This is a genomic window from Roseateles violae (assembly GCF_030410485.1).
Taxonomy (GTDB): Bacteria; Pseudomonadota; Gammaproteobacteria; order Burkholderiales; family Burkholderiaceae_C; genus Roseateles_D; species Roseateles_D violae.
Map to the genome: position 1 here is coordinate 210,993 of NZ_JAUHHC010000005.1, position 22,431 is coordinate 233,423.

At 67.6% G+C, this 22,431-nt stretch carries 22 protein-coding genes; 5 read left to right on the forward strand and 17 right to left on the reverse strand.

Going from position 1 to position 22,431, the window contains the following annotated elements; translation table 11 throughout:
• Nucleotides 1-8: 8 nt before the first annotated feature.
• The 3 genes from QWJ38_RS18530 to QWJ38_RS18540 form a co-directional block, all read right to left on the reverse strand.
• Entirely contained in the window at nucleotides 9-752 is a 744-nt protein-coding gene (locus QWJ38_RS18530; RefSeq protein ID WP_290360600.1) for an amino acid ABC transporter permease, read from the reverse strand.
• A gap of 86 nt (nucleotides 753-838) precedes the next feature.
• Nucleotides 839-1,732: a transporter substrate-binding domain-containing protein gene (locus QWJ38_RS18535; protein WP_290360601.1), complete on the reverse strand. Its 894-nt coding sequence runs from the start codon at nucleotides 1,730-1,732 to the stop codon at nucleotides 839-841.
• Nucleotides 1,733-1,849: 117 nt separating this feature from the next.
• Complete coding sequence (locus QWJ38_RS18540) at nucleotides 1,850-2,767, reverse strand: LysR substrate-binding domain-containing protein (RefSeq protein ID WP_290360602.1); 918 nt, start codon at nucleotides 2,765-2,767, stop codon at nucleotides 1,850-1,852.
• Between the two features lie 159 nt (nucleotides 2,768-2,926).
• Between QWJ38_RS18540 and QWJ38_RS18545 the strand changes: the two genes are divergently transcribed.
• The gene (locus tag QWJ38_RS18545) at nucleotides 2,927-3,592 is read left to right on the forward strand and encodes a PEP-CTERM sorting domain-containing protein (RefSeq protein WP_290360603.1); all 666 of its coding nucleotides are present in this window, start codon (nucleotides 2,927-2,929) and stop codon (nucleotides 3,590-3,592) included.
• A gap of 46 nt (nucleotides 3,593-3,638) precedes the next feature.
• Here QWJ38_RS18545 and QWJ38_RS18550 read toward each other — a convergent pair whose 3' ends face one another.
• On the reverse strand, nucleotides 3,639-5,471 hold the full coding sequence (locus QWJ38_RS18550; protein ID WP_290360604.1) for an ABCB family ABC transporter ATP-binding protein/permease: 1,833 nt from the start codon (nucleotides 5,469-5,471) through the stop codon (nucleotides 3,639-3,641).
• 62 nt (nucleotides 5,472-5,533) lie between these two features.
• Here QWJ38_RS18550 and QWJ38_RS18555 point away from each other — a divergent pair, with 62 nt between their 5' ends.
• Both QWJ38_RS18555 and QWJ38_RS18560 read left to right on the forward strand, forming a co-directional pair.
• Nucleotides 5,534-5,941 carry an acyl-CoA thioesterase gene (locus QWJ38_RS18555; RefSeq protein ID WP_290360605.1) on the forward strand — a complete coding sequence of 136 codons (408 nt, stop codon included), beginning with the start codon at nucleotides 5,534-5,536 and terminating at the stop codon, nucleotides 5,939-5,941.
• Between the two features lie 9 nt (nucleotides 5,942-5,950).
• Nucleotides 5,951-7,087: an NAD(P)/FAD-dependent oxidoreductase gene (locus QWJ38_RS18560; protein WP_290360606.1), complete on the forward strand. Its 1,137-nt coding sequence runs from the start codon at nucleotides 5,951-5,953 to the stop codon at nucleotides 7,085-7,087.
• On the opposite strand, the gene QWJ38_RS18565 is transcribed toward QWJ38_RS18560, so the two are convergent.
• The 12 genes from QWJ38_RS18565 to QWJ38_RS18620 all read right to left on the reverse strand — a co-directional run bounded on the left by QWJ38_RS18565 (nucleotide 7,074) and on the right by QWJ38_RS18620 (nucleotide 19,830).
• Entirely contained in the window at nucleotides 7,074-7,820 is a 747-nt protein-coding gene (locus QWJ38_RS18565) for an SGNH/GDSL hydrolase family protein (protein WP_290360998.1), read from the reverse strand. The two genes, QWJ38_RS18560 and QWJ38_RS18565, sit on opposite strands and share 14 nt — an antisense overlap.
• Nucleotides 7,820-8,584 carry an enoyl-CoA hydratase gene (locus tag QWJ38_RS18570; RefSeq protein WP_290360607.1) on the reverse strand — a complete coding sequence of 255 codons (765 nt, stop codon included), beginning with the start codon at nucleotides 8,582-8,584 and terminating at the stop codon, nucleotides 7,820-7,822. Before QWJ38_RS18570 ends, QWJ38_RS18565 begins: the two co-directional genes overlap by 1 nt.
• 43 nt (nucleotides 8,585-8,627) lie before the next feature.
• The gene (locus tag QWJ38_RS18575) at nucleotides 8,628-9,146 is read right to left on the reverse strand and encodes a DUF1569 domain-containing protein (protein ID WP_290360608.1); all 519 of its coding nucleotides are present in this window, start codon (nucleotides 9,144-9,146) and stop codon (nucleotides 8,628-8,630) included.
• A 15-nt stretch (nucleotides 9,147-9,161) separates the two neighbouring features.
• Nucleotides 9,162-10,016, reverse strand: coding sequence for an alpha/beta hydrolase family protein (locus tag QWJ38_RS18580; protein ID WP_290360609.1), 855 nt, complete (start codon nucleotides 10,014-10,016; stop codon nucleotides 9,162-9,164).
• Nucleotides 10,017-10,072: 56 nt separating this feature from the next.
• A complete protein-coding gene (locus QWJ38_RS18585; protein WP_290360610.1) occupies nucleotides 10,073-11,287 on the reverse strand; it encodes an acetyl-CoA C-acyltransferase in 1,215 nt (404 codons plus the stop codon).
• Between the two features lie 12 nt (nucleotides 11,288-11,299).
• Nucleotides 11,300-13,696 carry a 3-hydroxyacyl-CoA dehydrogenase/enoyl-CoA hydratase family protein gene (locus QWJ38_RS18590; protein ID WP_290360611.1) on the reverse strand — a complete coding sequence of 799 codons (2,397 nt, stop codon included), beginning with the start codon at nucleotides 13,694-13,696 and terminating at the stop codon, nucleotides 11,300-11,302.
• A gap of 52 nt (nucleotides 13,697-13,748) precedes the next feature.
• The gene (locus QWJ38_RS18595) at nucleotides 13,749-14,192 is read right to left on the reverse strand and encodes a DUF2147 domain-containing protein (RefSeq protein WP_290360612.1); all 444 of its coding nucleotides are present in this window, start codon (nucleotides 14,190-14,192) and stop codon (nucleotides 13,749-13,751) included.
• Nucleotides 14,193-14,230: 38 nt separating this feature from the next.
• Entirely contained in the window at nucleotides 14,231-16,021 is a 1,791-nt protein-coding gene (locus QWJ38_RS18600; RefSeq protein ID WP_290360613.1) for an acyl-CoA dehydrogenase C-terminal domain-containing protein, read from the reverse strand.
• Nucleotides 16,022-16,053: 32 nt separating this feature from the next.
• A complete protein-coding gene (locus QWJ38_RS18605; RefSeq protein ID WP_434064008.1) occupies nucleotides 16,054-16,779 on the reverse strand; it encodes a TetR/AcrR family transcriptional regulator in 726 nt (241 codons plus the stop codon).
• A gap of 154 nt (nucleotides 16,780-16,933) precedes the next feature.
• Nucleotides 16,934-17,269 (reverse strand): c-type cytochrome, encoded by a 336-nt coding sequence (locus QWJ38_RS18610; protein ID WP_290360614.1) that lies wholly within the window; start codon nucleotides 17,267-17,269, stop codon nucleotides 16,934-16,936.
• The gene (locus QWJ38_RS18615; protein WP_290360615.1) at nucleotides 17,269-18,552 is read right to left on the reverse strand and encodes a PQQ-dependent sugar dehydrogenase; all 1,284 of its coding nucleotides are present in this window, start codon (nucleotides 18,550-18,552) and stop codon (nucleotides 17,269-17,271) included. Before QWJ38_RS18615 ends, QWJ38_RS18610 begins: the two co-directional genes overlap by 1 nt.
• 102 nt (nucleotides 18,553-18,654) lie before the next feature.
• Nucleotides 18,655-19,830 carry an AI-2E family transporter gene (locus tag QWJ38_RS18620; RefSeq protein ID WP_290360616.1) on the reverse strand — a complete coding sequence of 392 codons (1,176 nt, stop codon included), beginning with the start codon at nucleotides 19,828-19,830 and terminating at the stop codon, nucleotides 18,655-18,657.
• Nucleotides 19,831-19,933: 103 nt separating this feature from the next.
• Between QWJ38_RS18620 and QWJ38_RS18625 the strand changes: the two genes are divergently transcribed.
• Entirely contained in the window at nucleotides 19,934-20,491 is a 558-nt protein-coding gene (locus QWJ38_RS18625) for an HNH endonuclease (protein WP_290360617.1), read from the forward strand.
• Between the two features lie 97 nt (nucleotides 20,492-20,588).
• Nucleotides 20,589-21,107, forward strand: a complete 519-nt coding sequence (locus QWJ38_RS18630; protein WP_290360618.1) for an outer membrane lipoprotein — start codon at nucleotides 20,589-20,591, stop codon at nucleotides 21,105-21,107.
• 7 nt (nucleotides 21,108-21,114) lie between these two features.
• Here QWJ38_RS18630 and QWJ38_RS18635 read toward each other — a convergent pair whose 3' ends face one another.
• On the reverse strand, nucleotides 21,115-22,347 hold the full coding sequence (locus QWJ38_RS18635) for an MFS transporter (protein WP_290360619.1): 1,233 nt from the start codon (nucleotides 22,345-22,347) through the stop codon (nucleotides 21,115-21,117).
• Nucleotides 22,348-22,431: the final 84 nt, after the last annotated feature.

Sequence of the window (22,431 nt, forward strand, 5' to 3'; positions counted from 1 at the left end):
GGGGCGCATCATTTGCCGCCTCCGATCGTGCCGGGGATCTGCACCTGGTGTTCGATGAACAGGGCGATGCGGTTGATCAGGAAGGCCGAGACGAAGTACAGGCCGGTGACGGCCAGATAGACCTCAACGCCGCGCGAGGTCTCCTCCTGGGCCTGCATTGCGAACATCGTCAATTCAGCGATGCTGACGGCAAAGGCGACCGAGGAGTTCTTGATGATGTTCATGCTCTCGCTGGTCAGCGGCGGGATGACGATGCGAAAGGCCATCGGCAGCAGCACATAGCGATAGGTCTGCTGCAGGCTGAAGCCCATTGCCAGGCCGGCATAGCGCTGACCCTTGGGCAGGCTCTGGATGCCGGCGCGCACCTGCTCGGAGATCCGCGCCGAGGTGAAGAAACCCAGCGCGAACACGACCAGCATGAAGCTGGGCACGCCGCGCAGCACCGGGAACAGCGCAGGCAGCACGTGGTACCAGAGGAAGACCTGGACCAGCAGCGGGATGTTGCGGAACAACTCGGTCCAGACATTGCCGATCGCGACCAGCGCCTTGCTGGGCGTCGTGCGCAGGATGCCCATCAGCGCGCCGACCAGCAGCGCCACCACCAGGGCCAGCAAGGCGACGCTGAGCGTCCAGCCCCAGGCCGACAGCATCCAGTCCAGATAGGTGATGTCGCCGTTGCTGCCGAAACAGCGCGGCACGACCTCCCCGTCGATGGTGTTCTTGCAGAACACCTGCCAATCCCATGTCGCCACCGCGAACTCCTGTTCTCAAAAAACCGAGGCCGCCAGGCTAGGCAGGCGGCCTCGCTGCTCAGGCGTATGCCCAGCCCTTTTTCTTATTACTTCTTCGCGTACTCTTCGACCGGCTTGTCGTTCGGATTCGCCCAGGCGGCCTTGGTCGCCTCGCTGGCCGGCAGATTGACCTTGGTATTGGCCGGCGGAATCGGCTGCATGAACCACTTGTCGTAGAGCTTGGCGATCTCGCCGGACTTCATCATGGCCTTGATGCTGTCGTCCACGCTCTTCTTGAAGGCCGGGTCGTCCTTGCGGATCATGATGGCGATCGGCTCGACCGACAGCACCTCGCCGACGATCTTGTAGTCGGCCGGGCTCTTGGACTTGGCGATATTGCCGGCCAGGATCTGGCCGTCCATCACGAAGGCGTCGGCGCGGCCCGATTCGAGCAACAGGAAGCTGTCGGCGTGGTCCTTGCCGAAGACTTCCTTGAAGTCGACGTTGGCGGCGCGCTCATGCTTGCGCAGCAGCTGCACCGAGGTCGTGCCGGTGGTCGTGGCGACGTTCTTGCCGTTCAGCTGGGCGATCGAGGTGATGCCCGAGTTGGCCTTGACGGCGATGCGCACTTCCTCGACATAGGTCGTCACGGCGAAGGCGACGTCCTTGCCGCGACTGGCATTGTTGGTCGTCGAGCCGCACTCGATGTCCACGGTGCCGTTCTGCACCAGCGGCACGCGGTTCTGCGAGGTCACCGGCTGGTACTTGATGTCCAGCTTGGCCAGGCCCAGCTGCTTTTGCACATCGGCCAGCACCTTCTGGCAGATCTCGACGTGGTAGCCAACGTACTTGCCATCGCCGAGCGTGTAGGAGAGCGCACCGGATGATTCGCGCACACCCATCGTGACGGCGCCGCTGTCCTTGATCTTCTTCAGCGTGTCTTCGGCGTGGACCAGGCCGGTGGCCGCGGCCAAGGCAAGAACGAGCACAGATTTCTTCATAAACACTCCAGATAGCGGGGTCGATTCAAGGTGTGAAGCAGACCACGCCGGGCCGCGCCGCCGAATACGGGTTTTTACGGAGCGCAGGCATTTGCGAGACAGCCTATGGCAATCGCGCTAGCCGGCGGAAGTCAGAAAGTCCCACAGCGCCAGCGCCGCCGGCTTGTTGCGCCGCGACAGTTCGGGCCGCTCGCGGTAGATGCGCAGCTCCATGCTGAGCTCGAACTCGCCGCGCGGCGCGGCCTGCACCAGGCGGCGGGCCTTCAGCTCCTTCTTGACCGAGCTGGCCGGCAGAAAGGTCAGGCCATGACCTTCCAGCGCCATCGCCTTCAGGCCCTCGGCCATATCGGTCTCGTAGATCGCGTCCAGGTTCAGCGGCTTGGCCGACTCCTTGACGATCAGCTCGACCAGGCGGCCCAGATAGGCGCCCGAGGCATAGCTCAGGAACGGGATCTTCTGGCCCGGATGGCCGGGCAGGCGGAACAGCGGCTGCCCCTCCGCATCGGCCTTGGCATAGGCGGCCAGGGTCTCATGGCCGAGGGACGCCATCTGGTAGCGCTCCGGGTCCAGTTGCAGCGGCTGGCTGGCGTGGTGGTAGACGATCAGCAGATCGCAGTTGCCCTCGCTCAACTGCAGCATCGCGTCGTGCACGTTCAGCGCATTGAGCCGGCTCTTCAAGGCACCGAAGCGCTGGCGCAGGTCCATCAGCCAGTGCGGGAAGAAGCTGAAGGCCAGCGAATGCGGGACGGCGAACTCGATCATGTCCTGGCCGGCCGACTGATGGCTGCGCAGCATATTGCGCGTCGCCTGCAGGCTGCCCAGGATCTCGACCGCCTGGGCGAGCAGCGTCTCGCCAGCGCCGGTCAGCCGGGTCGGATAGGACGAGCGATCGACCAGATCGACGCCGGCCCAGGCCTCAAGCGCCTGGATGCGGCGCGAGAACGCCGGCTGGGTCACATGTCTCAGCTGGGCGGAGCGCGAAAAGCTGCGCGTCTCGGCCAGGCTGACGAAATCTTCGAGCCATTTGGTTTCCACCGCTTCAGTGTAGCGGCCGGCCCGCCGGCGCCCTGCCGCCCCTGTGGGTGCGCTATGCGCCCCCTTATATGAAGGGGTCCGAGGGGCTTGAATCCAGTTACGTTTGAGTACAGTTATCAGCGAGGGTTCAAGATCAATTCAAATGATTGGAGCGGGGTCATGAAGGCTATCAAGTCGATACCGGCGATCACCATGCTGGTAGCTGCAGTCTCTTCGTTTGCCGATCCGTTGCTGCTGGACTTCGAGGATGTGACGGCCAACACCGGCTATATGGCGGTCGGGGAGCTGTACGCGGCCAAGGGCGCGCATTTTTCGGAGGGCGTCTTTCTGGCGGGCAGCGAGAAGGTCTTCGGCGAGGACATCGGCCTCGGCAATTTCTACGGCCCGGGCGGCACGACCGCAAACCGTGGCGCGGTGAACCTCAACACCTCGCGCAACACCAACGGCGTCGCGAATCTGTTCACCATCACTACCGACCACCAATTCAACGGCGTCTTCTCGCTGATCTACGGCGGTGAGTCGACGGTGACGATTACGGCCCACCTGGTCAATGGCTCCGCCGTCAGCTCGGCGACCGGCCCGGCAACCGCGCTGTGCGACGCCTCCGCCTTCGTCTGCAACTGGACGTCCTTAAGCCTCGACCTGAACGGTGTCGCCGCGAGCTCCTTCGACATCAGCGGCACCAGCGGCAAGCTGTGGTTCGACAATATCAGCTTCGCCGACGCGGCCGGCAATGGGGGTGGCAATGTGCCCGAGCCGACCGGCATGGCGCTGAGCTTGGCCGCGCTCGGAGCGCTGGCTTGGAGCCGCAAGCGCAACCAGTAAGGCATATCTTCAGATGCACGGCCGGGTCGCTCGCAGCGGCCCTTTTTCATGGCCGCTCGAGAGCTTGCGCCTCGCCCCCGCTCTGCTGCAAGCGCCACATCCGCGCATAAGCGCCCTGCAGCGCCAGCAGGCTCTCGTGGTCGCCGCGCTCGACAATGCGGCCGGCTTCGAGCACCAGGATCTCGTGCGCATCGACGACGGTGGACAGGCGATGCGCGATCACCAGCACCGTCTTGTTGCGGCCGACCGATTCCAGCTCGGCCTGGATCGCGCGCTCGTTGTGCGAATCGAGCGCCGAGGTCGCCTCGTCGAAGATCAGCAGCGGCGGGTTCTTCAGCAAGGTGCGGGCGATCGCGACGCGCTGCTTCTCGCCGCCCGAGAGCTTCAAGCCGCGCTCGCCGACCATGGTCTCGTAAGCCTTGGGCGTCGCGCTGATGAAGGCGTGGATATGGGCGGCGCGCGCGGCGCCCTCGACCTCCTCGCGGCTGGCGCCGGGCCGGCCGTAGGCGATGTTGTAGGCCACCGTGTCGTTGAACAGCACCGTGTCCTGCGGCACGATGCCGATCGCGCGGCGCAGGCTGGCTTGCGTCACCGCGCGCACATCCTGCCCGTCGATCGTGATGCGGCCGGCGTCGACGTCGTAGAAACGGTAGAGCAGCCGCGCCAAGGTGCTCTTGCCCGAGCCGCTGGGGCCGACGACGGCCACCTTCCTGCCGGCCGGGATCTCGAAGGACACTTCGTGCAGGATGGGCCGCGCCTTGTCGTAGGCGAAGCTCACGCCCTCGAAACGCACCGCCGCGCCCTCGACCCGCAGCTCGGCCGCGCCCGGCACATCGGCCACCTCACGCTCCTTCTCGAGCAGGCGGAACATCTTGTCCAGATCGGTCAGGCTCTGCTTGATCTCGCGGTAGATCACGCCGAGGAAGTTCAGCGGGATGTAGAGCTGGATCATGAAGGCGTTGACCATCACCAGGTCACCCAGGCTCATCTGGCGGGCGACGACGCCCTGGGTCGCGCGCCACAACATCAGTACCAGCGCGCTCGCGATGATCAGCTGCTGGCCGGTGTTCAGCAGGGACAGCGTCTTCTGCGACTTCAGCTGCGCGCGGCGCAGCTGCTCCAGGCTTTCGTCGTAGCGCCGCGCCTCGAAGTCCTCGTTGTTGAAGTACTTGACCGTTTCGTAGTTCAGGAGCGAGTCGATCGCCTTGCTGTGCGCGACCGAATCGAGCTCGTTGAGCTGGCGGCGGAACTTGGTCCGCCACTCGGTGACGACGACGGTGAACGTGATGTAGAAGGCCAGCGCGGCCAGGGTGATCCAGGCGAACCAGGCGTCGAACTTGATCGCCAGCAGGCTCAGCACCAGCACGACCTCGATCAAGGTCGGCACGATGCTGTAGAGCGAGTAGGAGATCAGCGAATGGACGGCACGGGTGCCGCGCTCGATGTCGCGCGTCATGCCGCCGGTCTGCCGCTCCAGATGGAAGCGCAGGGAGAGGTCGTGCAGATGGCGGAACACCTGCAGCGAGATCGAGCGCGCCGTACCCTCGGTGGCCTTGGCGAAGATCAGTTCGCGCAGCTCGGTGAACAGCGAGGTCGACAGCCGCAGGCCGCCATAGGCGATCAGCAGGCCCAGGGGCACGACGACGATGCTTTCGGCCGAACCCGGCTTGACGGCGAAGCTGTCGATCAGCGATTTCAGCAGCAGCGGCACGCCGACATTGCTGAGCTTGGCGCCCAGCATGAACAGCAGCGCCAGACCCACCCGCCAGCGATAGCGCCACAGATAGGGCAAGAGCTTGGCGACCGTGGCCCAATCGGTCTTCTGCGGCGCGCTCGGGCTGGCGGACTGGGTGGCGGGAAGCGCGGGACTGCGTTGCATCGGTTTTGCTTTTTGGAAGGCTTGTCGCCGAGAATGAGGTTCGATTCTCTCAGCAAGCCCCCATGACCGACGTCCACCACACCAGCCCCAGCCCCGCCACGCCGCGCGAACTGGTCATCCGCGTGATGCCGATGCCGGCCGATGCCAATGCCAATGGCGACATCTTCGGCGGCTGGATCATGGCCCAGGTCGACATCGCCGGCTCGGTGCTGCCGGCACGCATCACGCGGGGCCGCGTCGCGACCGTGGCCGTCAACGAGTTCATCTTCAAGCAGCCGGTCTCGGTCGGCGACCTGCTGTCCTTCTATGCGCAGGTGACGCGCGTCGGCCGCACCTCGATCACCGTCCATGTGGAGGTCGTCGCCGAGCGCAACCCGGCCGACCCGCAGGTCGTCAAGGTCACCGAGGCGAACCTGACCTATGTCGCGATCGACAACCAGGGCAAGCCGCGGCCGTTCAATCAGGGCTGAACGCCGTCGATGGCTGGCTCGGTCCTGATCATCGGCGGTGGCGCGATCGGCAGCGCCGTGGCGGCCTGGCTCAGCGCCGAGCCGGCCTGGCAGGTCGAAGTGCTGGAGCGCGACCCGAGCTATGCCCGCGCGTCCTCCGCCCTGTCGGCCGCCTCCATACGCCAGCAGTTCTCGACACCGCTGAACATCGCGCTATCGCAGTTCGGCCTGCACTACCTGCGCGCCCTGCCCGAGGCCGGGCTGCAGGAGCAGGGCTATCTCTATCTGGCGACGGAAAAGGGTGCCGCCGATCTGCGCCAGCTGCAGGCGCTGCAGACGGCGCAGGGCGCGGAGATCGAGCTGATGACGCCGACCGAGCTGCGACATCGCTGGCCCTGGCTGGCCACACAAGACCTGGCCCTGGGCAGCTGGGGGCGGCGCGGCGAGGGCTGGTTCGACGGCTGGGGCCTGCTGCAGGCATTGCGCCGCCGCGCCCTGCGACAGGGCAGTGTCTATCGCCGGGCCGAGGCGCTCGAATTGCGCCGCGACGCCAGCGGCGCGCTGGACGGCGTGCTGACGGCCGAGGGCCTGATGCAGGCCGACCTCTATGTGCTGGCCTGTGGCGCCTGGTCCGGCGCGCTGGCCGCGACAGCCGGACTCGAGGTGCCGGTCAGCGCCCGACGGCGCAGCGTCTATGTCTTTCGCAGCCCGGAGACGGCCAGCGGCTGCCCGCTGCTGATCGACCCCTCGGGCCTGTGGCTGCGCCCCGAGGGCGAGGCCGGCCAGTTCCTTTGCGGCGGCCCGCCGCTCGACGACGCGCCCGACCTGCCGCTGGAGCCCGAAGCCGATCTGTTTGAGGAACGGCTCTGGCCGGCCCTGGCGGCGCGCGTGCCCGGCTTCGAGACGCTGCGCTGCGAGCGGGCCTGGGCCGGCTATTACGAGATGTGCGACTTCGACCACAACGGCCTGGTCGGCCCGCTGGCCGAATGCCCCAACCTGCTCCTGGCCTGCGGCTTCTCGGGCCACGGCCTGCAGCATGCGCCGGGCATAGGCCGCGGCCTGGCCGAGCTGATTGCCTTCGGCGCCTATCGCAGCCTTGATCTGGGGCCCCTGTCGCCGACGCGGATCGCGGCCGGCCGGCCTTATCGCGAACTCAATGTGATTTGAGGCGCTGGCGCTGCATTTCCTTGGCGATGCGCTCGGCCAGCGTCTCGGCCCACAGCGCATAACCGGCCGGCCCGGGATGGAAACCATCCTCGGCCATCAAGCGGGCCGCCGCCGCGCCGTGCAGATCAGGCGGCAAGGCCTGCAGGCCCCGGCCGGCATCGCCGAACAAGGCCCGGCCCAGCGCGCGATTCATACGCAGGGCCTGTGCGCCCATCAGCCAGCGCAGCGGCTGCGGCAACAGCGGAAAGGCATGCATCGGCGGGACGGCGCTGTGCAGCGTGTAGCGCACGCCGGCGCGCTGGCGCGCCAGCGCGTCGATCTCGCTCAGCGTCGCCAGCCAGCGGCGCGGCGAAACCTGGCCGACGACGTCGTTGACGCCCAGGGCCGTCACCAGCACATCGGCCGGCTGCAACTCGGCCAGCCGCAGCTCGGCCAAGGCGTCGCGGCTCAGATGACCGGTCGTGGCCCGCAACTGCCAGTGGACAGCGCCGCCGAGACGATCGGCCAGTGCCCGGCTCAGGCGACCGGCCAAGGCCTCCTCCTGCGTCGCCGCACCGACGCCGGCGCCGGAGGAGTCACCGACGATCAGCAGACGCAGGCGCAATTCACCGCTGCCCGCCAGGCCGGACCGCGCGCCGGCCGCCTCGGGCAGGCGCAGCGCGCGCCGCCGCACCTGGGCGCCCTGCCACAGCAGCAGCGGCGCCAGGGCCAGCTTGGCGGCCTGGGTGAGCATCACTCGAACTTGCTGAAGTCCGGCTGGCGCTTCTGGAAGAAGGCTTGGAAGGCCTCGGTCGCCTCGGGGCTGCGCAGGCGGGCGCCGAAGATCTCGGCCTCGGCCTTGTAGGTCGAGCGCAGGGCGGCGCGCTGCGGCTCGCGCATCAATCGCTTGCTCTCGCGCACGGCGCTGGGCGCCAGGCTGTTGAAGCGCTCGGCGACGCGGCGCGCATGGTTGACGACCTCGCTGGCCGGCAGCACCGCATTGGCGATGCCGCATTCGACCGCCTGCTCGCCGGTGAAGGGGTCACCCAGCAAGAGCTTCTCGGCCGCGCGGCGATTGCCCATCAGCTGCGGCACCAGCAGGCTGGAGGCGAATTCGGGCACCAGGCCCAGGCTGACAAAGGGCATGGCCAGGCGGGCGTCGTCGGCCACGTAGACGAAGTCGCAGTGCAGGAGCATCGTCGTGCCGATGCCGATGGCGGCGCCGGTGACGGCGGCGATCACCGGCTTGTCGCAGGCTATCAGCGCCTCCATGAACTGGAACACCGGCGCGTCCTCTTCCGAGCGCGGGCGGCTCATGAAGTCTTCGATGTCGTTGCCCGAGGTGAAGATGCCCGGCTGGCCGGTGATCAGGATCGCGCGGGCCTCGCCGGCCGCGGCGGCCGCCTTGATCGCGTCGGCCATCTGCTGGTACATCTCGGCGGTCAGCGCGTTCTTCTTCTCGGGGCGGGCGATCTCGATCGTCGCGACGCCGTTGACGAGGGCGGTCTTGATGCTCATAAGGGTCTCCTTGGAATCCTAGCGATTGTCGTGGTTGCTTCGTTCAGCTGCGGGCGGGCTGCAACTGGGTCCAGTGATTGGCGAGGTGCATCAGGTGCGCGCGCTCGTATTCGGCGCGGCTCAGCTCGCCATAGGCGAAATGCGGTTTGAGCTCGCCCTTGAAGGCCGCGAAGGCCTCCATCGCATCGAGCAGGCGCTGCACCGAGGTCTTCAGCGCATGCTGGGCGTCGAGCGCCGGCGCGCCGGGTATCGGCTCGGCGAGGTCGTGGTTCATCTTGCCGCGCGCGTCGAAGACGGCGAAGGCGGCCTTGCCTATCGTGTGGCGGAACAGCGCGCTCTTCGCCTCCGGAAAGCCCTGCATCGAATACTCGATGCTTTGCGCCGCATGCTGCAGCATCTGCGGCAGGGTCCAGGCGCCCTGCAGCGTGCGCGGGCGGAACAGCAGCTCCAGCACCGACTCGCGCGCCTGCTTCCAGCTGGCGAAGCCGGGCGTGAGCTCGCCCGAGCAGCCGGCCAGCAGCGGCGGCGCCGAGGCGGCGATCAGCAGATGGCGTCGTTGCATAGCATCGGCTCCCGTTCAGCCCAGCCAGGCCGGCACCTGTGGCCACAGCGTCGGCTCGAAGTTCTTGCGGAAGAAACCGAAATGGCCGATGCGGCGCGCGCCGATGTCGGCCGGCGCAATGCGGCGCAGCTCGGGCCGCGCGCCGGCATAGAAGCCGTGCAGCGACTCGGTGTTGCGGCGGGACATGAACTCGTCGTCGGTGAAGGCCAGCGACAGCATCGGCGTCGCCAGCGCTGCGTACTGCGCGCGCAGCGCCTCGCCGCCCTCGCCCATCATGTAGTCGCGATCCAGGCACCAGCGCCGCCATTGCGCCATTACGCCCTTGGGAAGATCTCCGACCTTGCGTAGCTTGCGTCCCGGGAAATAGCCGAACAGCGGCAAGGTCAAGGGCACCAGGAAGTACCAGAGCCACCAGACATAGCGCCGCAGGCCGGCGGCATTCTCGCGCCAGTAGCCGCTGCCGCAGCCGACGGTCACCGCACGGGACACGCGGGCGCGGTTCGGCAGCAGGCCCAGGATCTGGCCGCCGAGGCTATGGCCCAGCCAGTGCACCGGCTTGGCCTCATCGCCGAGCCGGCGCGACAGCTCGTCCAGCGCGGCCGCGGCATCGCGCTCGGCCCAGGTCCGGATGTCGGCGTCCAGCCCCTTCAGCGAGCGCCGCAGCGCGGCCGGGCGCGAGGCACCCATGCCGCGGTAATCGAAGCTCAGCACCAGCCAGCCCTGCGCCGCCATCCACTGGGCGAACTCGGCGTAGTAGCGCTGTTCGACGCCCATGGCCGGCGCGATCAGGAGGCCGGCCTTGGCCGTGCCGGCGTCGCCGTAGACATGGCCGCTCAGTTCGAAGCCGTCGCTTGCCTTGAAGCTGATCATGATGCTGGCCTCCAAACAAGAAAAACGCGGCCGTGGCCGCGCTTGCTCAGGACGTCTTACAGACGTTCGATGATGCCCGCGGCACCTTGGCCGGCGCCGACGCACATCGTCACCATGCCGTACTTGGCACCGGTGCGGCGCAGGCCGTGGACGACCGAGGCCGCGCGGATCGCGCCGGTGGCGCCCAGCGGGTGGCCCAGGGCGATCGCGCCGCCGTTCGGGTTGACCTTGCTGCGGTCCAGCACGATGCCCTTGCTGTCGAGGTCATTCAGGACGGCCAGCGACTGCGCGGCGAAGGCCTCGTTCAGCTCGACCCAGCCGAGATCGGCGGCCGAGATGCCGGCCAGCTTCAGCGCCGCGGGAATCGCCTCGATCGGGCCGATGCCCATGATCTCGGGCGGCACGCCGCGCACGGCGAAGCTGACGAAGCGGGCCAGCGGCGTCAGGCCGAAGCGCTTGACCGCCGCCTCCGAGGCCACGATCAGCGCGCCGGCACCGTCCGAGGTCTGCGAGCTGTTGCCGGCCGTCACGCTGCCCTTGGCGGCGAACACCGGCTTGAGCTTGGCCAGGCCCTCGGGCGAGGTATCGGCGCGCGGGCCTTCGTCGACCTCGACGAGGCGCTTCTTCGTGATGACCGAGCCGTCGGCCAGATTGGGCGAGCGGGTGACGATCTCGAACGGCGTCATCTCGGCCTTGAAGTGGCCGGCTTCGATCGCCGCCAGCGCACGGCGGTGCGATTCGAGCGCGAACTCGTCCTGCGCCTCGCGGCTGACCTTCCACTGGGCGGCGACCTTCTCGGCCGTCAGGCCCATGCCATAGGCGAGGCCGACGTTCTCGTCGCGCTCGAAGATGGCCGGCGGCAGCGAGGGCTTGTTGCCGCCCATCGGCACCATCGACATCGATTCGACGCCGCCGGCGATCATCACTTCGGATTCGCCGACGCGGATGCGGTCGGCGGCCATCGCCAGCGCGGTGATGCCCGAGGCGCAGTAGCGGTTGACGGTCACGCCGCCGACGGTGTTCGGCAGGCCCGACAGCACCGCCGACACGCGGGCGATGTTCATGCCCTGCTCGCCCTCGGGGAAGGAGCAGCCGATGATCGCGTCCTCGATCGCGCTCGGGTCAAGACCCGGCACCTGGGCCAGTGCGGCCTGGATCGCGCGGCTCAGCATCTCGTCCGGGCGGGTGTTCTTGTAGTAACCGCGGCCCGACTTGCCGATCGGCAGGCGGGTGGCGGCGCAGATGAAGGCTTCTTGAACTTGCTTGCTCATGGTCGGTGATCCTTAGTTGCGCACGGGCTTGCCGGTTTGCAGCATGCCCATGATTCGCTCTTGCGTCTTCGGGTGCTCCAGCAGCGAGCAGAAATGCTTGCGCTCCAGCGACATCAGGTATTCCTCGTCGACCAGCGAGCCGGCCTCGACCTCGCCGCCGCAGACCACATCGGCGATCAACGAAGCCAGGTGGTAGTCGTGCGCGCTGATGAAGCCGCCGTCGCGCATATTGGCCAGCTGGCCCTTGATCGTCGCGATGCCGGAGCGGCCGGCGACCGGGATCAAGGCCTTCAGCGGCGCGCGATAGCCGGAGTCGAACATGGCCTTGGCCTGGGCCGAGGCGACGAACAGCAGCTCGTCCTTGTTCGGCACGATGATGTCGCTGTCCAGCAGGAAGCCGTTCTTCTTCGCCTCCAGCGCCGAGGTCGCGACCTTGGCGGTGGCGGCCGTCGTGAAGCCGTCCTTCAGGAAGGCGAAGATGTCGGCATTGGCATTGCCGGCAGCGGCCATTTCGGCCGCGCGGCGGGCGATATAGGCCAGGCCGCCGCCGCCGGGGATCAGGCCGACGCCCACCTCCACCAGGCCGACATAGGACTCCATATGCGCGACGCGGCGCGCGCAGTGCACGGCCAGCTCGGCGCCGCCGCCCAGGGCCAGGCCGCGCATCGCGGCGACCACCGGCACATTGGCGTAGCGGATGCGCAGCATCATGTCCTGCAGCTTCTTCTCCTCCGGGGCGATGCCCTTGGCGCCCTTGGTCATGAAGACCGGCATCAGCGCCTCGAGGTTGGCGCCGGCCGAGAACACATCGTCCGGCGACCAGATCACCAGGCCCTTGTACTTCGCCTCAGCGATCTCGACGGCCTTCAAGAGGCCTTCGGTGACCGTGGGGCTGATCAGGTGCAGCTTGGCGGTGATCGAGGCGATCAGCACCTCGCCGTCCAGCGACCAGACGCGGACCTCCTCGTTCTTGAACTCCTCGGTGCCCGACTTCAGCGGCTCGGGCGCGCCCTCACCGACCAGCGACTCGGGGAAGGCCTGGCGCTCATAGACCGGCAGCTTGGCACGGGGCTTGAACTTGCCCTCGGCGGCGCTCCAGGAGCCATTGGCGCTGTGCACGCCACCGTTGTCCGCGACCGGGCCTTCAGTGACCCAGGCCGGCAGCGGGGCACTGCTGAGCGTCTTGCCCCCGGCGATGTCGGCGGCGATCCACTCGGCGACCTGCTTCCAGCCGGCGGCCTGCCACAGCTCGAACGGCCCCTGCTGGCTGCCGAAGCCCCAGCGCATCGCGAAGTCGATCTCACGCGCTGTGTCGGCCACGGTGTTCAGGTGCACGGCCGCGTAGTGGAAGGAGTCGCGCAGGATGGACCAGAGGAACTGGGCCTGCGGGTTCGTCGATTCGCGTAGCAGCTTGATGCGATCGGCCGCCGGTTTTTTAAGCATGCGGGCGACGATTTCGTCGGCCTTCTTGCCCCCGGCCACGTACTCGCCGGTCGCGAAGTCCAGGCGCTGGATGTCCTTGCCGACCTTTTTGTAGAAGCCGGCGCCGGCCTTCTGGCCCAGCGCGCCCTTCTCGATCAGCGCGGCCAGCACCTTGGGCGTGGCGTACATCGCGTAGAACGGGTCGGCCTGCAGATTGTCCTGCATGGTCTTCATCACATGGGCCATCGTGTCCAGGCCCACGACGTCGGCGGTGCGGAAGGTGCCGCTGGAGGCGCGGCCCAGCTTCTTGCCGGTCAGGTCGTCGACGACGTCGACGCTGAGGCCGAACTTCTCGGCCTCGATCATCGTCGCCATCATGCCGGCAACGCCGATGCGGTTGGCGACGAAGTTGGGCGTGTCGTTGGCGCGCACGACGCCCTTGCCGACGGCGGTGGTGACGAAGCTTTCCAGCTGGTCGATCACTTCAGGACGCGTGGTCGGCGTGTTGATCAACTCGACCAGGTACATATAGCGCGGCGGGTTGAAGAAATGGATGCCGCAGAAGCGCGGCTTGATTTCTTCCGGCAGCACCTCGCTGAGCTTGGTGATCGACAGGCCCGAGGTGTTCGAGGCGACGATCGCATGCGGGGCGATGTACGGCGCGATTTTGGTGTACAGATCGAGCTTCCAGTCCATGCGTTCGGCGATCGCCTCGATGATCAGGTCGCAGTCCTTCAGCAGCTCCAGATGCTCTTCGTAATTCGCCTGCTGGATCAGCGCGGCGTTCTCGGGCACGCCCAGCGGGGCCGGCTTGAGCTTCTTCAGGCCTTCGATGGCCTTGCCGACGATGCCGTTCTTCGGGCCTTCCTTGGCCGGCAGGTCGAACAGCACGACCGGCACCTTGACGTTGACCAGATGCGCAGCGATCTGCGCGCCCATCACGCCAGCGCCGAGCACGGCGACTTTGCGAACTTGGAATCGACTCACGGACTTCTCCTAATCAATCATTGCGGCGGAGCCCAGGCTCCGCCGATAAACATCACTCGACGCGGACCCAGGTCTGCGTGCGGCCGAACATCGGCGTGCCGACATAGCCGCGCATCTCCAGCTTCTTGCCACCCTCGATGGGCTTCAGCCGCGCCTTGTAGATCTTGCCGTTGTTCGGGTCGACGATCTCGCCGCCACCCCACAGCGCCTTGTCATCGGGATCCTGCTTGATGCCGCGGATGATCTGCAGGCCGACGATGGGCTTGTCCTTGCGGTCGTCGGTGCACTTGTCGCAGCGGTTGTCGGCGCTCTTGGCGTCGAACAGCTTCTCGATCGTGCCGGTCAGCACGCCGCCGCTCTCGCTGATGCGCACCAGCGACTTCTCGGTCTTGCCGTCGTCGTCGATGGTCTTCCACAGGCCCACCGGGCTGGTCTGCGCCAGCGCCGCCTGGGCCGCGAGGCCGATGACGGCCGCCGTGACGAGTTGCTTGATCATCGCTTTGTCTCCTGTTGGGGGGAAGCTCGGGGACCGGTTCAGAACAGCGCTTCGTCCATCTCCATCAGCGGCGTCAGGCCGGCGCGGCAGCTGCGGATCAGGCCGGCCGTCTCGGGCAGCAGCTTGGCGAAGTAGAAGCGCGCGGTGGCCAGCTTGGCGGTGTAGAACTTGTCGCCGCTGCCCTGCTTTTCCAGCGCAATCTTGGCCATGCGGGCGAAGAAGTAGGCAAAGGTCAGGTGGCCGACGACGCGCAGATAGTCAACGGCGGCGGCGCCGACCTCGTCCGGATTCTGGAAGGCCTTCATGCCGATCTCGGTGGTCAGCTTGGTCACCTTGTCGCCGATGTCGGCCAGCGGGTTGACGAACTCCTGCATCGCCTCAACGACGCCCTCTTCCTCGACGAAGGCGGCAATCTTCTTGCCGAACTTCTTCAAGGTCGCGCCGTTGTTGGCCAGCACCTTGCGGCCCAGCAGATCCAGCGACTGGATCGTGTTGGTGCCTTCATAAATCATATTGATGCGCGCATCGCGGACGAACTGCTCCATGCCCGACTCGTGGATGAAGCCATGGCCGCCGAAGACCTGCATGCAGTGCGAGGTGGCGATCCAGCCGTTGTCGGTGATGAAGGCCTTGATGATGGGGGTCAGCAGCGCGACCTCGGCCTCGCATTCCTTGCGCTCGTCCTCGTCGTCGGAGGCCAGCGCCTTGTCCAGCTGCAGCGCGACATAGGTGGCCAGCGCGCGGCCGCCTTCGGCATAGGCTCGCGCCGTCAGCAGCATCTTGCGCACATCCGGGTGGACGATGATGGGGTCGGCCGGCAGGTCGGGCGACTTCGGGCCCGACAGCGCGCGCATCTGGATGCGGTCCTTCGCATACGCGACGGCATTCTGGTAGGCGACCTCGGTCAGGCCCAGCGACTGGTTGCCGACGCCGAGGCGGGCAGCGTTCATCATCACGAACATCGCGGCCAGGCCCTTGTTCGGCTGGCCGACGAGGGTGCCGACGGCGCCTTCCAGCGTGATCTGGCAGGTCGAATTGGCATGGATGCCCATCTTGTGCTCAAGGCCGGTGCAGAAGACCGGATTGCGCTCGCCCAGCGAGCCATCGGCATTGACCTTGAACTTGGGCACGACGAAGAGCGAGATGCCCTTCGATCCGGCCGGCGCGTCCGGCAGGCGGGCCAGCACCAGATGGACGATGTTCTCGACCATATCGTGCTCGCCGGCCGAGATGAAGATCTTGGAGCCGGTGATCTTGTAGGTGCCGTCGGCCTGCGGCTCGGCCTTGCTGCGCAGCATGCCAAGGTCGGTGCCGCAATGCGGCTCGGTCAGGCACATGGTGCCGGTCCATTCGCCCGAGGTCAGCTTGGGCAGATAGGTCGCCTTCTGCTCCGGCGTGCCGTGTGCGTGCAGGGCCTCGTAGGCGCCATGGCTCAGGCCCGGGTACATGGTCCAGGCCTGGTTGGCCGAGTTCATCATCTCGTACAGGCCCTGGTTGATCATCAGCGGCAGGCCCTGGCCGCCGAACTCGGGGTCGCAGGACAGGGCGGGCCAGCCGCCCTCAACATACTGCTTGTAGGCTTCCTTGAAGCCCTTGGGCGGCGTCACTTCGTGGGTGCTCTTGTCGAGCTGGCAGCCCTCGGCGTCGCCACTGAGGTTCAGCGGGGCGATTACCTGCGAGGCGAACTTGCCGCCCTCTTCCAGCACCGCATTGATCGTGTCCACGTCGATGTCCGCATGGGCGGGCAGCAGCTTCAGCTCGTCGACGACGTTCAACAGCTCATGCATGACGAACTGCATGTCGCGCAGGGGCGGGTTGTACTGGGGCATGTCCTAGTCCTTGGATGGGAAAGTTCAGGGGATCAGGGTCGCTTTTTGCCGGCGACCGGTTCGGAGGCTTGCTGGGTCACCGCGGCACCGGCCGCAGTGGCATAGAACTGGATCGTGCGCTCGAAGCCCTTGCCGGCGCGCTCCAGCGCGCCCGGGCTGCGCATGAAGCGCGCATCGTGGTGCAGGGACAGAATCAGTCCGTGCAATTCGAAAAGAATCTGCTCGACATCGGCGTCGGCGCGCAGATGGCCGGCCTGCTGGGCCAGGGTGATCGCCTTGTGCAGCGCCGCGTGCCAGGCCTTGACCATGGCCACCAGCGCATCGCGCACCGGGCCGGGCCGGTCGTCGAACTCGACGGCGCCGCTGATATAGATGCAGCCCGAGTCGATCTCGACCGAGACGCGGCGCACCCAGTTCTCGAACATCGCGCGCAGCCGCGGCAGGCCGCGCGGCGCGCGGATCGCGGTGAAGAAGACCTCTTCCTCGAACTTCGCGTGGTATTCGGTGACGACGGCGATCTGCAACTCCTCGCGCGAGCCGAAATGGGCAAACACGCCGGACTTGCTCATCTTGGTCTGGTCGGCCAGGGCGCCGATCGACAGGCCTTCCAGGCCCATGTGCGAGGCCTGCTGCAGGGCGGCCTCCAGGATGATGGCGCGCGTCTGCTGGCCCTTTTGCAGCGAGCGCGCGACGCGGGCGGGCTTGCGCGCAGCCACCGGCGTGGCCGGGCTGGTCTGCTTGCTGCTGGGGCTGGTGATGGCTGACACTGGCGGTCCCGGGGGCGGCTGCGGAAGCCGAATAATAAAACGAACGGTCGTTCTATTTTGCAGAAAGCCCGGGACCCTGGCGCCGGCTCCGGCCATTTTTAGAGGGCGGCGCCTAGAAACTCACGAATGTCGGCTTTGGCCGGCTTCAGTTCGGCGGCTGTGCCTCCACGCGGATGGCCGCGAACCAGGCAGCCAGATTGGCGATGTCCTCGTCGCTGAGCGGCTTGGCCATCACGCCCATCACCTCGTGCTTGCGCGCGCCGCTGCGGTAGGCGCGCAGCTGCGCGGCCAGATAGAGCTCGGGCTGGCCGGCCAAGTTCGGCGCGTCGGGCGCCGTCGACAGGCCCAGCGGCCCGTGGCAGACCGCGCAGGCCTGCGCCTTGGCGCGGCCGGCCTCCACATCGCCGGCCGGCGCGAGGCCGGTCAGCGAGAGCAGGACGAGGCCGGCGAGCGCCGGCCTGGCCAGCGAGGCAAGGCTCATCACGGCGCGCTGTAGCTGACGCGGTAGATCGCGCCGGCGAAGTCGTCGCTGATCAGGAGCGAGCCGTCCTTGGCCACCGCCACGTCGACCGGGCGACCGCGGTAGATGCCGTTCTCGTCCAGCCAGCCCTCGGCGAAGACCTCGCTCTTGTCGGCCGTGCCATCGGCCTTCATCGAGACGAAGTTGACCAGGCCGCCACTGGCCTTGCTGCGGTTCCAGGAGCCATGGGCGGCGACAAAGATGCCGCCCTGGTACTTGGCCGGGAACATCTTGCCGTTGTAGAAGCTCATGCCCAGCTGGGCCTGGTGGGCCGGAAATTCGATCTGCGGCTTGGTCCAGGCGGCCGGCGGCTTCATGTCCTTCAGGTCCGGCGCGGCGGCGGTGCCCGCGATCTGCACATTGTGGCCGTGCACATAGGGGTAGCCGAAATGCTCGCCGATCTTGGAGACGCGGTTCAGCTCGCCCGGCGGCGTGTCGTCGCCCATGCCGTCGGTCTGGTTGTCGGTGAACCAGACGCTCTTGTCCTTGGGGTTGATGTCCATGCCGACCGAGTTGCGCACGCCGCGGGCGACCACCTCGCGGCCCGAGCCATCGAAGGCATTGAGCCGGACCATGCCACCGATGCCGATCTGCTCGTACAGCGCCACCTTCTCCTTGGGCTGCACGTTGTAGGGCTGGCCCAGGGTGATGTAGAGCTTGCCGTCGTCGGCGACGCGGCAGGTGCGCGCGCCATGGTTGTAGCTCTCCTCCTCGGGCGGGATCAGCTTGCCCTGCGGAACGACCTCGATCACGGCGACGTCCGGCCCCTCGTAGAAGAACTCGGCGGCCGGGAAATTCAGCACCCGGTTGTGTTCGGCGACGATCAGGAAGCCGTCCTTCGTCCAGCAGACGCCGTTCGGGTTGCTGAACTTCAGGCTGGGCGCGAAGCTCTTCACCTCGTCGGCGACGCCATCGCTGTTGCGGTCGGTGACGGCCCAGACGGTGGTCTTGCGCGTGCCGACGAAGAGCATGTTCGTGCTCGGAGCGACGGCCATATGGCGCGCATCGGGCACGATCGCATAGAGCTCGATCTTGAAGCCGGGCGGCAGCTTGACGCGCTTCAGGTTCTCCTTGATCGCATCGGCGTTCTTGCCGGTCTGCGGCACGACCGGGATGTTCAGGTCGGTGGATGCGACCTTCATCTGCTTGAGCTTCTCCAGATTCGGCTGGGCCTGCGCGGTGCCGGTCCAGGCCAGCGCGAGGGCACCGACCAGCATCAGGACGCGCGGAAGTCTGATTCGCATAGCTGTCTCCTGTTGATGTTGTCGCCGCAGCTCATCCCTGTTCGCGGCTGCGCTATTGGATCAACGCCAAGCAAGCGCTCGCAACCCCCAGTTCTTGCCGGCTCATTCGCCCAGCAGCTCGCCGATCGCGTTCAGCGCGTCCACCCGGTCGCAGACCGCCTTGACCACCATCAGCACCGGCACGCCCAGCAAGAGCCCCCAGACGCCCCACAGCCAGCCGAACACCAGCACCGCGATGAAGACGGCCAGCGGGTTCATGCTGCTGGCGCGGCCGGTCCACCAAGGCGCCAGCAGATTGCCGACCAGCGCATGGACGGCCAGCGCGCTGCCGCCGACCAGCGCGGCCATCTCCATGCTGCCGAACTGCACCAGGCCGACGATGGCCGAGGCGCCGCCGACCAGGACCGCGCCGACATAGGGAATCAGGTTGGTCACCCCGGCCAGCACGCCCCAGATCTCCGCCTGGCGCAGGCCGATCGCATAGAAGGCCGCCCAGGTCGCGACGCCGACGATCACGCTCAGGCCCAGTTGCACGACCAGATAGCGCTGGATCTGCGCGCTGATCTCGTCCAGCGTCTCGACGGTCGTGCGCTTGCGGCTCAGGCTGGGTCCGGCCAGCTTGACGATCTTGCGCCGGAAGCGGCTGCCCGAGGCAAGCAGGAACAGCGCGATCAGGAACACGACCGAGATCTGCCCCAGCAGCGCCAGCGCGCCCAGCGTGCCGGAAAGCAGATAGCCGCGGATGTCGATCTTCGAGCTCGGTGGCGGTGGCGGCGGCACCCGGCCGGCGCTGCCGCCCGGAGTCGTCGCCGCCTCCAGCTCGGTCGCCGCGCGCTGCACCTTGTCCAGGGTCGAGACGCTGCCGCGCTTGGGCTGCGTCAGCTGGCGGATCTTCTTGGTCACCTCGGGCAGCGTCTCGACCAGCGCCTCGGCATCGTCGCTCAGCGACCAGGTGCCCCAGACCATGCCGACGCTGATCGCCGTCAGCAGCACCGTCGCGCCCAGCGCCCGCGGGATGTGCCAGCGCTGCAGCCGGTCCACCGCCGGCGCCAGCGCATAGCTCATCATCAGGCCCAGCAGCATGGGGATCAGCACCGGCTTGGCCCATTGCAGCGCAAACAGGCTGGCCAGCAGCGTCAGCACGGCCAGGGAGACGCTGCGCACGTCGACCGGCGCCGCCCGCGGCGGCTCCAGGGAGGGCTCCGGTGGCGGTGCTGCCGCCGCGTCGGGGCGATGGCTTGGATGGACTTCGTCGGGCTCTAGGTCTTGTTTGATCACGATGGCTAGGTGATGTTTGAGCGATGGTTGAGCGGTGCTTGGCCGTTGAGGACTTGAGTCAGTGCGCACTATTGCAGTACGCTTTGGTCTGGAGGTCAACGCTGTGGACGTGCTTCAACTGGATGTCTCCGGCCGGCCGCAGGCCTGGATCACGACCCGTGAAGCCGCCGTGATCTACGCCAGCGACGGCATCGCCTGGACCCTGGGCGATCCCTGCCATGTGATGCGCGGCGGCCTGCAGCGCCGCACCGGCCTGCAGTCGCGCATCGACGTCCACCCGATCATCGCCGTGCGCGGCAGCGTGCCGAGCCGCGCCTGGCGCCAGGCGCCGGCGCTGTCCAATCCCAAGCTTTTCGTCCGCGACCGCTACGTTTGTGCGTATTGCGGCCACAGCTTCCATGTCGACGACCTGACGCGCGAGCACATCGTGCCGACCTCGCGCGGCGGCATCGACAGCTGGATGAACTGCATCACCGCCTGCCGCGCCTGCAACGGCCGCAAGGGCAACCGCATTCCCGAGGAGGCCCGCATGAGCCTGCTCTACCTGCCCTATGTGCCCAGCCTGCACGAGGACATGATTCTGCGCGGCCGCCGCATCCTGGCCGACCAGATGGAATTCCTGCTCGCCAGCGTGCCGCGCTCGAGCAGATTGCACGCTTGAGGCCGCCTTAACGCGGCGGCAATACGCAGCAACAGGCCGCGCGGTCAACGCCGCTACGATGCCGGCCGTTGCAAGCGACAAGCCCGAGGAGCTCCCCATGAAGAAGAACATCGTGCTGGCCGCGACCGTCGCGGCCGCCACCACGCTCAGCGCCTGCAGCACGACCCACCCCGACGTCATCCACCCGCGGGAGGCGCAGCAGCTGTCGCAGGTGCTCGACGCCACCGTGCTCACCGTGCGCCCGGTCGTGGTCGACGGCTCGCAGAGCGGCGCGGGCGCCGTCGCCGGCGGCCTGATCGGCAGTGTCGCCGGCGCCTCGGTGCACAGCTATCCCGAGGCGCAGGTGGTCAGCGTGATCGGCGCCGTGCTCGGCGCCGTGCTCGGCAATGCGATCGAGCGCAGCGCGACGCGCGAGGAAGCGGTCGAGCTGCTGCTGCAGCTGCGCAACGGCGAGCGTCGCGCCATCGTGCAGGCGCGCAGCCCCGAGCTGCTGAACCCCGGCGAGGCGGTGATCCTTGTCACCAGCGGCGGCCGCACCCGCGTGCTGCGCGCGCCGGTCGGCAGTCCCGGCGGCGGCGCTGCCAACACGCCGGTCGGCGGCCCGGCCCGGACCTGAAGCCGCTTCAGCGCCGCGCGCGCAGGCGCGCGAAATTCAGCGCGACCAGCAGCACGCCGATCGCGCCGCCGCCCATCAGGGCCGCCGTGCCGGTGCGGCCGACGATGGCGCCGGCCAGGCCGACGCCGGCCGACTGGCCGAGGAAGAAGCAGGAGGCAAAGGCCGACACGGCAGCGCCGCGGCGCTGCGGCGCCATCTGCGTCGCATTGACCTGCAGCGTGTTGTGCAGCATGTAAAAGCCCAGGCCGGCCAGCAGGCTGGCTGGCAGCGACCACAGCCATTGCGGCGCCAGACCCATGCCCAGCAGCGCGATTGCCAGCACCGCGCCGCCGCCGCGGGCCAGACCCAGCTCGCCCAGACGCGCGACCAGGCGCGCCGAACCCAGCGCGAAGATGAAGCCGCCGGCGCCGAACAGCATCACGACCGCACCGGCCGCCGACAGCGACAGGCCGAAGGTCCGGTGCAGGTGGGCGGCGACGAAGGCGAAGGGACCGTAGAGGAACATCCCTTCGAGGAAGACGGTGGCGAGAATCACCCGCGCCCAGGGCATCGCCAGCACATGGGCGAAGTCCGAGGCCATATGCGCCAGCGCCGAGCCCTGGCCCGGGCCCGGCTTGCGCATCGCGCGTGCATGCGCGGGCAGGCGCCGGTTGATCGTGAACAGCACGGCGGCGATGGCGGCGAACAGCAGCGCCAGCAGCACGAAGGGCAGGCGCCAGCTCAGATGATCGGCGGCAAAGCCGCCCAGCGTCACGCCGGCGGCCAGGCCGAAGATCTGGCCGATCAGAAAGCGCGCCAGCACCGGCTGGCGCTGCTCATAGGCGACCACGTCGCCGATCCAGGCCATCGAGAGCGGAATGATGGCCGCCGCCGTCGCGCCGGCCAGCAGGCGGGCGATGCGCAGGCTGTCGAAACTGGGCGCCGCCGCGCACAAGGCCGTGGTGAGGGCGCTGGCCAGGCTGGCCCAGGCGATCACGCGGTATTTGCCGAAACGGTCGCCGGCCGGGCCGAACAGCAGCTGGGCCAGGCCGTAGGCGATCGCGAAGATGCTGATCACCTGGGCCGCCTCGCCGATCGTGATGCCGAACTCCAGCGCCAGCCGCGGCAGCAGGGCGTCGTTGACGCGCAGCGCGGCGCCGCTGCCGAAGGCGGCCAGCGACAGGCAGACGACGGCGGCCGACGGGATCTCGGGGACGGCCGGATTCTCCGGGCCTGCAGTGATGGGCGGCGCGTTCGACATGGACAGCGATCGTATGCGCTTCAAGCCCGGGCGGGCTGCGCACGCCACCGATGAGCGACAGCGGTGCTAGCCTTCGGCTCTTGC

Coding starts and splice junctions, on each gene's coding strand:
- QWJ38_RS18535 (WP_290360601.1), bottom strand. CDS start 1,732: ATGAAGAAATCTGTGCTCGTTCTTGCCTTGGCCGCGGCCACCGGCCTG.
- QWJ38_RS18545 (WP_290360603.1), top strand. CDS start 2,927: ATGAAGGCTATCAAGTCGATACCGGCGATCACCATGCTGGTAGCTGCA.
- QWJ38_RS18550 (WP_290360604.1), bottom strand. CDS start 5,471: ATGCAACGCAGTCCCGCGCTTCCCGCCACCCAGTCCGCCAGCCCGAGC.
- QWJ38_RS18555 (WP_290360605.1), top strand. CDS start 5,534: ATGACCGACGTCCACCACACCAGCCCCAGCCCCGCCACGCCGCGCGAA.
- QWJ38_RS18560 (WP_290360606.1), top strand. CDS start 5,951: ATGGCTGGCTCGGTCCTGATCATCGGCGGTGGCGCGATCGGCAGCGCC.
- QWJ38_RS18565 (WP_290360998.1), bottom strand. CDS start 7,820: ATGCTCACCCAGGCCGCCAAGCTGGCCCTGGCGCCGCTGCTGCTGTGG.
- QWJ38_RS18570 (WP_290360607.1), bottom strand. CDS start 8,584: ATGAGCATCAAGACCGCCCTCGTCAACGGCGTCGCGACGATCGAGATC.
- QWJ38_RS18575 (WP_290360608.1), bottom strand. CDS start 9,146: ATGCAACGACGCCATCTGCTGATCGCCGCCTCGGCGCCGCCGCTGCTG.
- QWJ38_RS18580 (WP_290360609.1), bottom strand. CDS start 10,016: ATGATCAGCTTCAAGGCAAGCGACGGCTTCGAACTGAGCGGCCATGTC.
- QWJ38_RS18585 (WP_290360610.1), bottom strand. CDS start 11,287: ATGAGCAAGCAAGTTCAAGAAGCCTTCATCTGCGCCGCCACCCGCCTG.
- QWJ38_RS18595 (WP_290360612.1), bottom strand. CDS start 14,192: ATGATCAAGCAACTCGTCACGGCGGCCGTCATCGGCCTCGCGGCCCAG.
- QWJ38_RS18600 (WP_290360613.1), bottom strand. CDS start 16,021: ATGCCCCAGTACAACCCGCCCCTGCGCGACATGCAGTTCGTCATGCAT.
- QWJ38_RS18610 (WP_290360614.1), bottom strand. CDS start 17,269: ATGAGCCTTGCCTCGCTGGCCAGGCCGGCGCTCGCCGGCCTCGTCCTG.
- QWJ38_RS18615 (WP_290360615.1), bottom strand. CDS start 18,552: ATGCGAATCAGACTTCCGCGCGTCCTGATGCTGGTCGGTGCCCTCGCG.
- QWJ38_RS18630 (WP_290360618.1), top strand. CDS start 20,589: ATGAAGAAGAACATCGTGCTGGCCGCGACCGTCGCGGCCGCCACCACG.
- QWJ38_RS18635 (WP_290360619.1), bottom strand. CDS start 22,347: ATGTCGAACGCGCCGCCCATCACTGCAGGCCCGGAGAATCCGGCCGTC.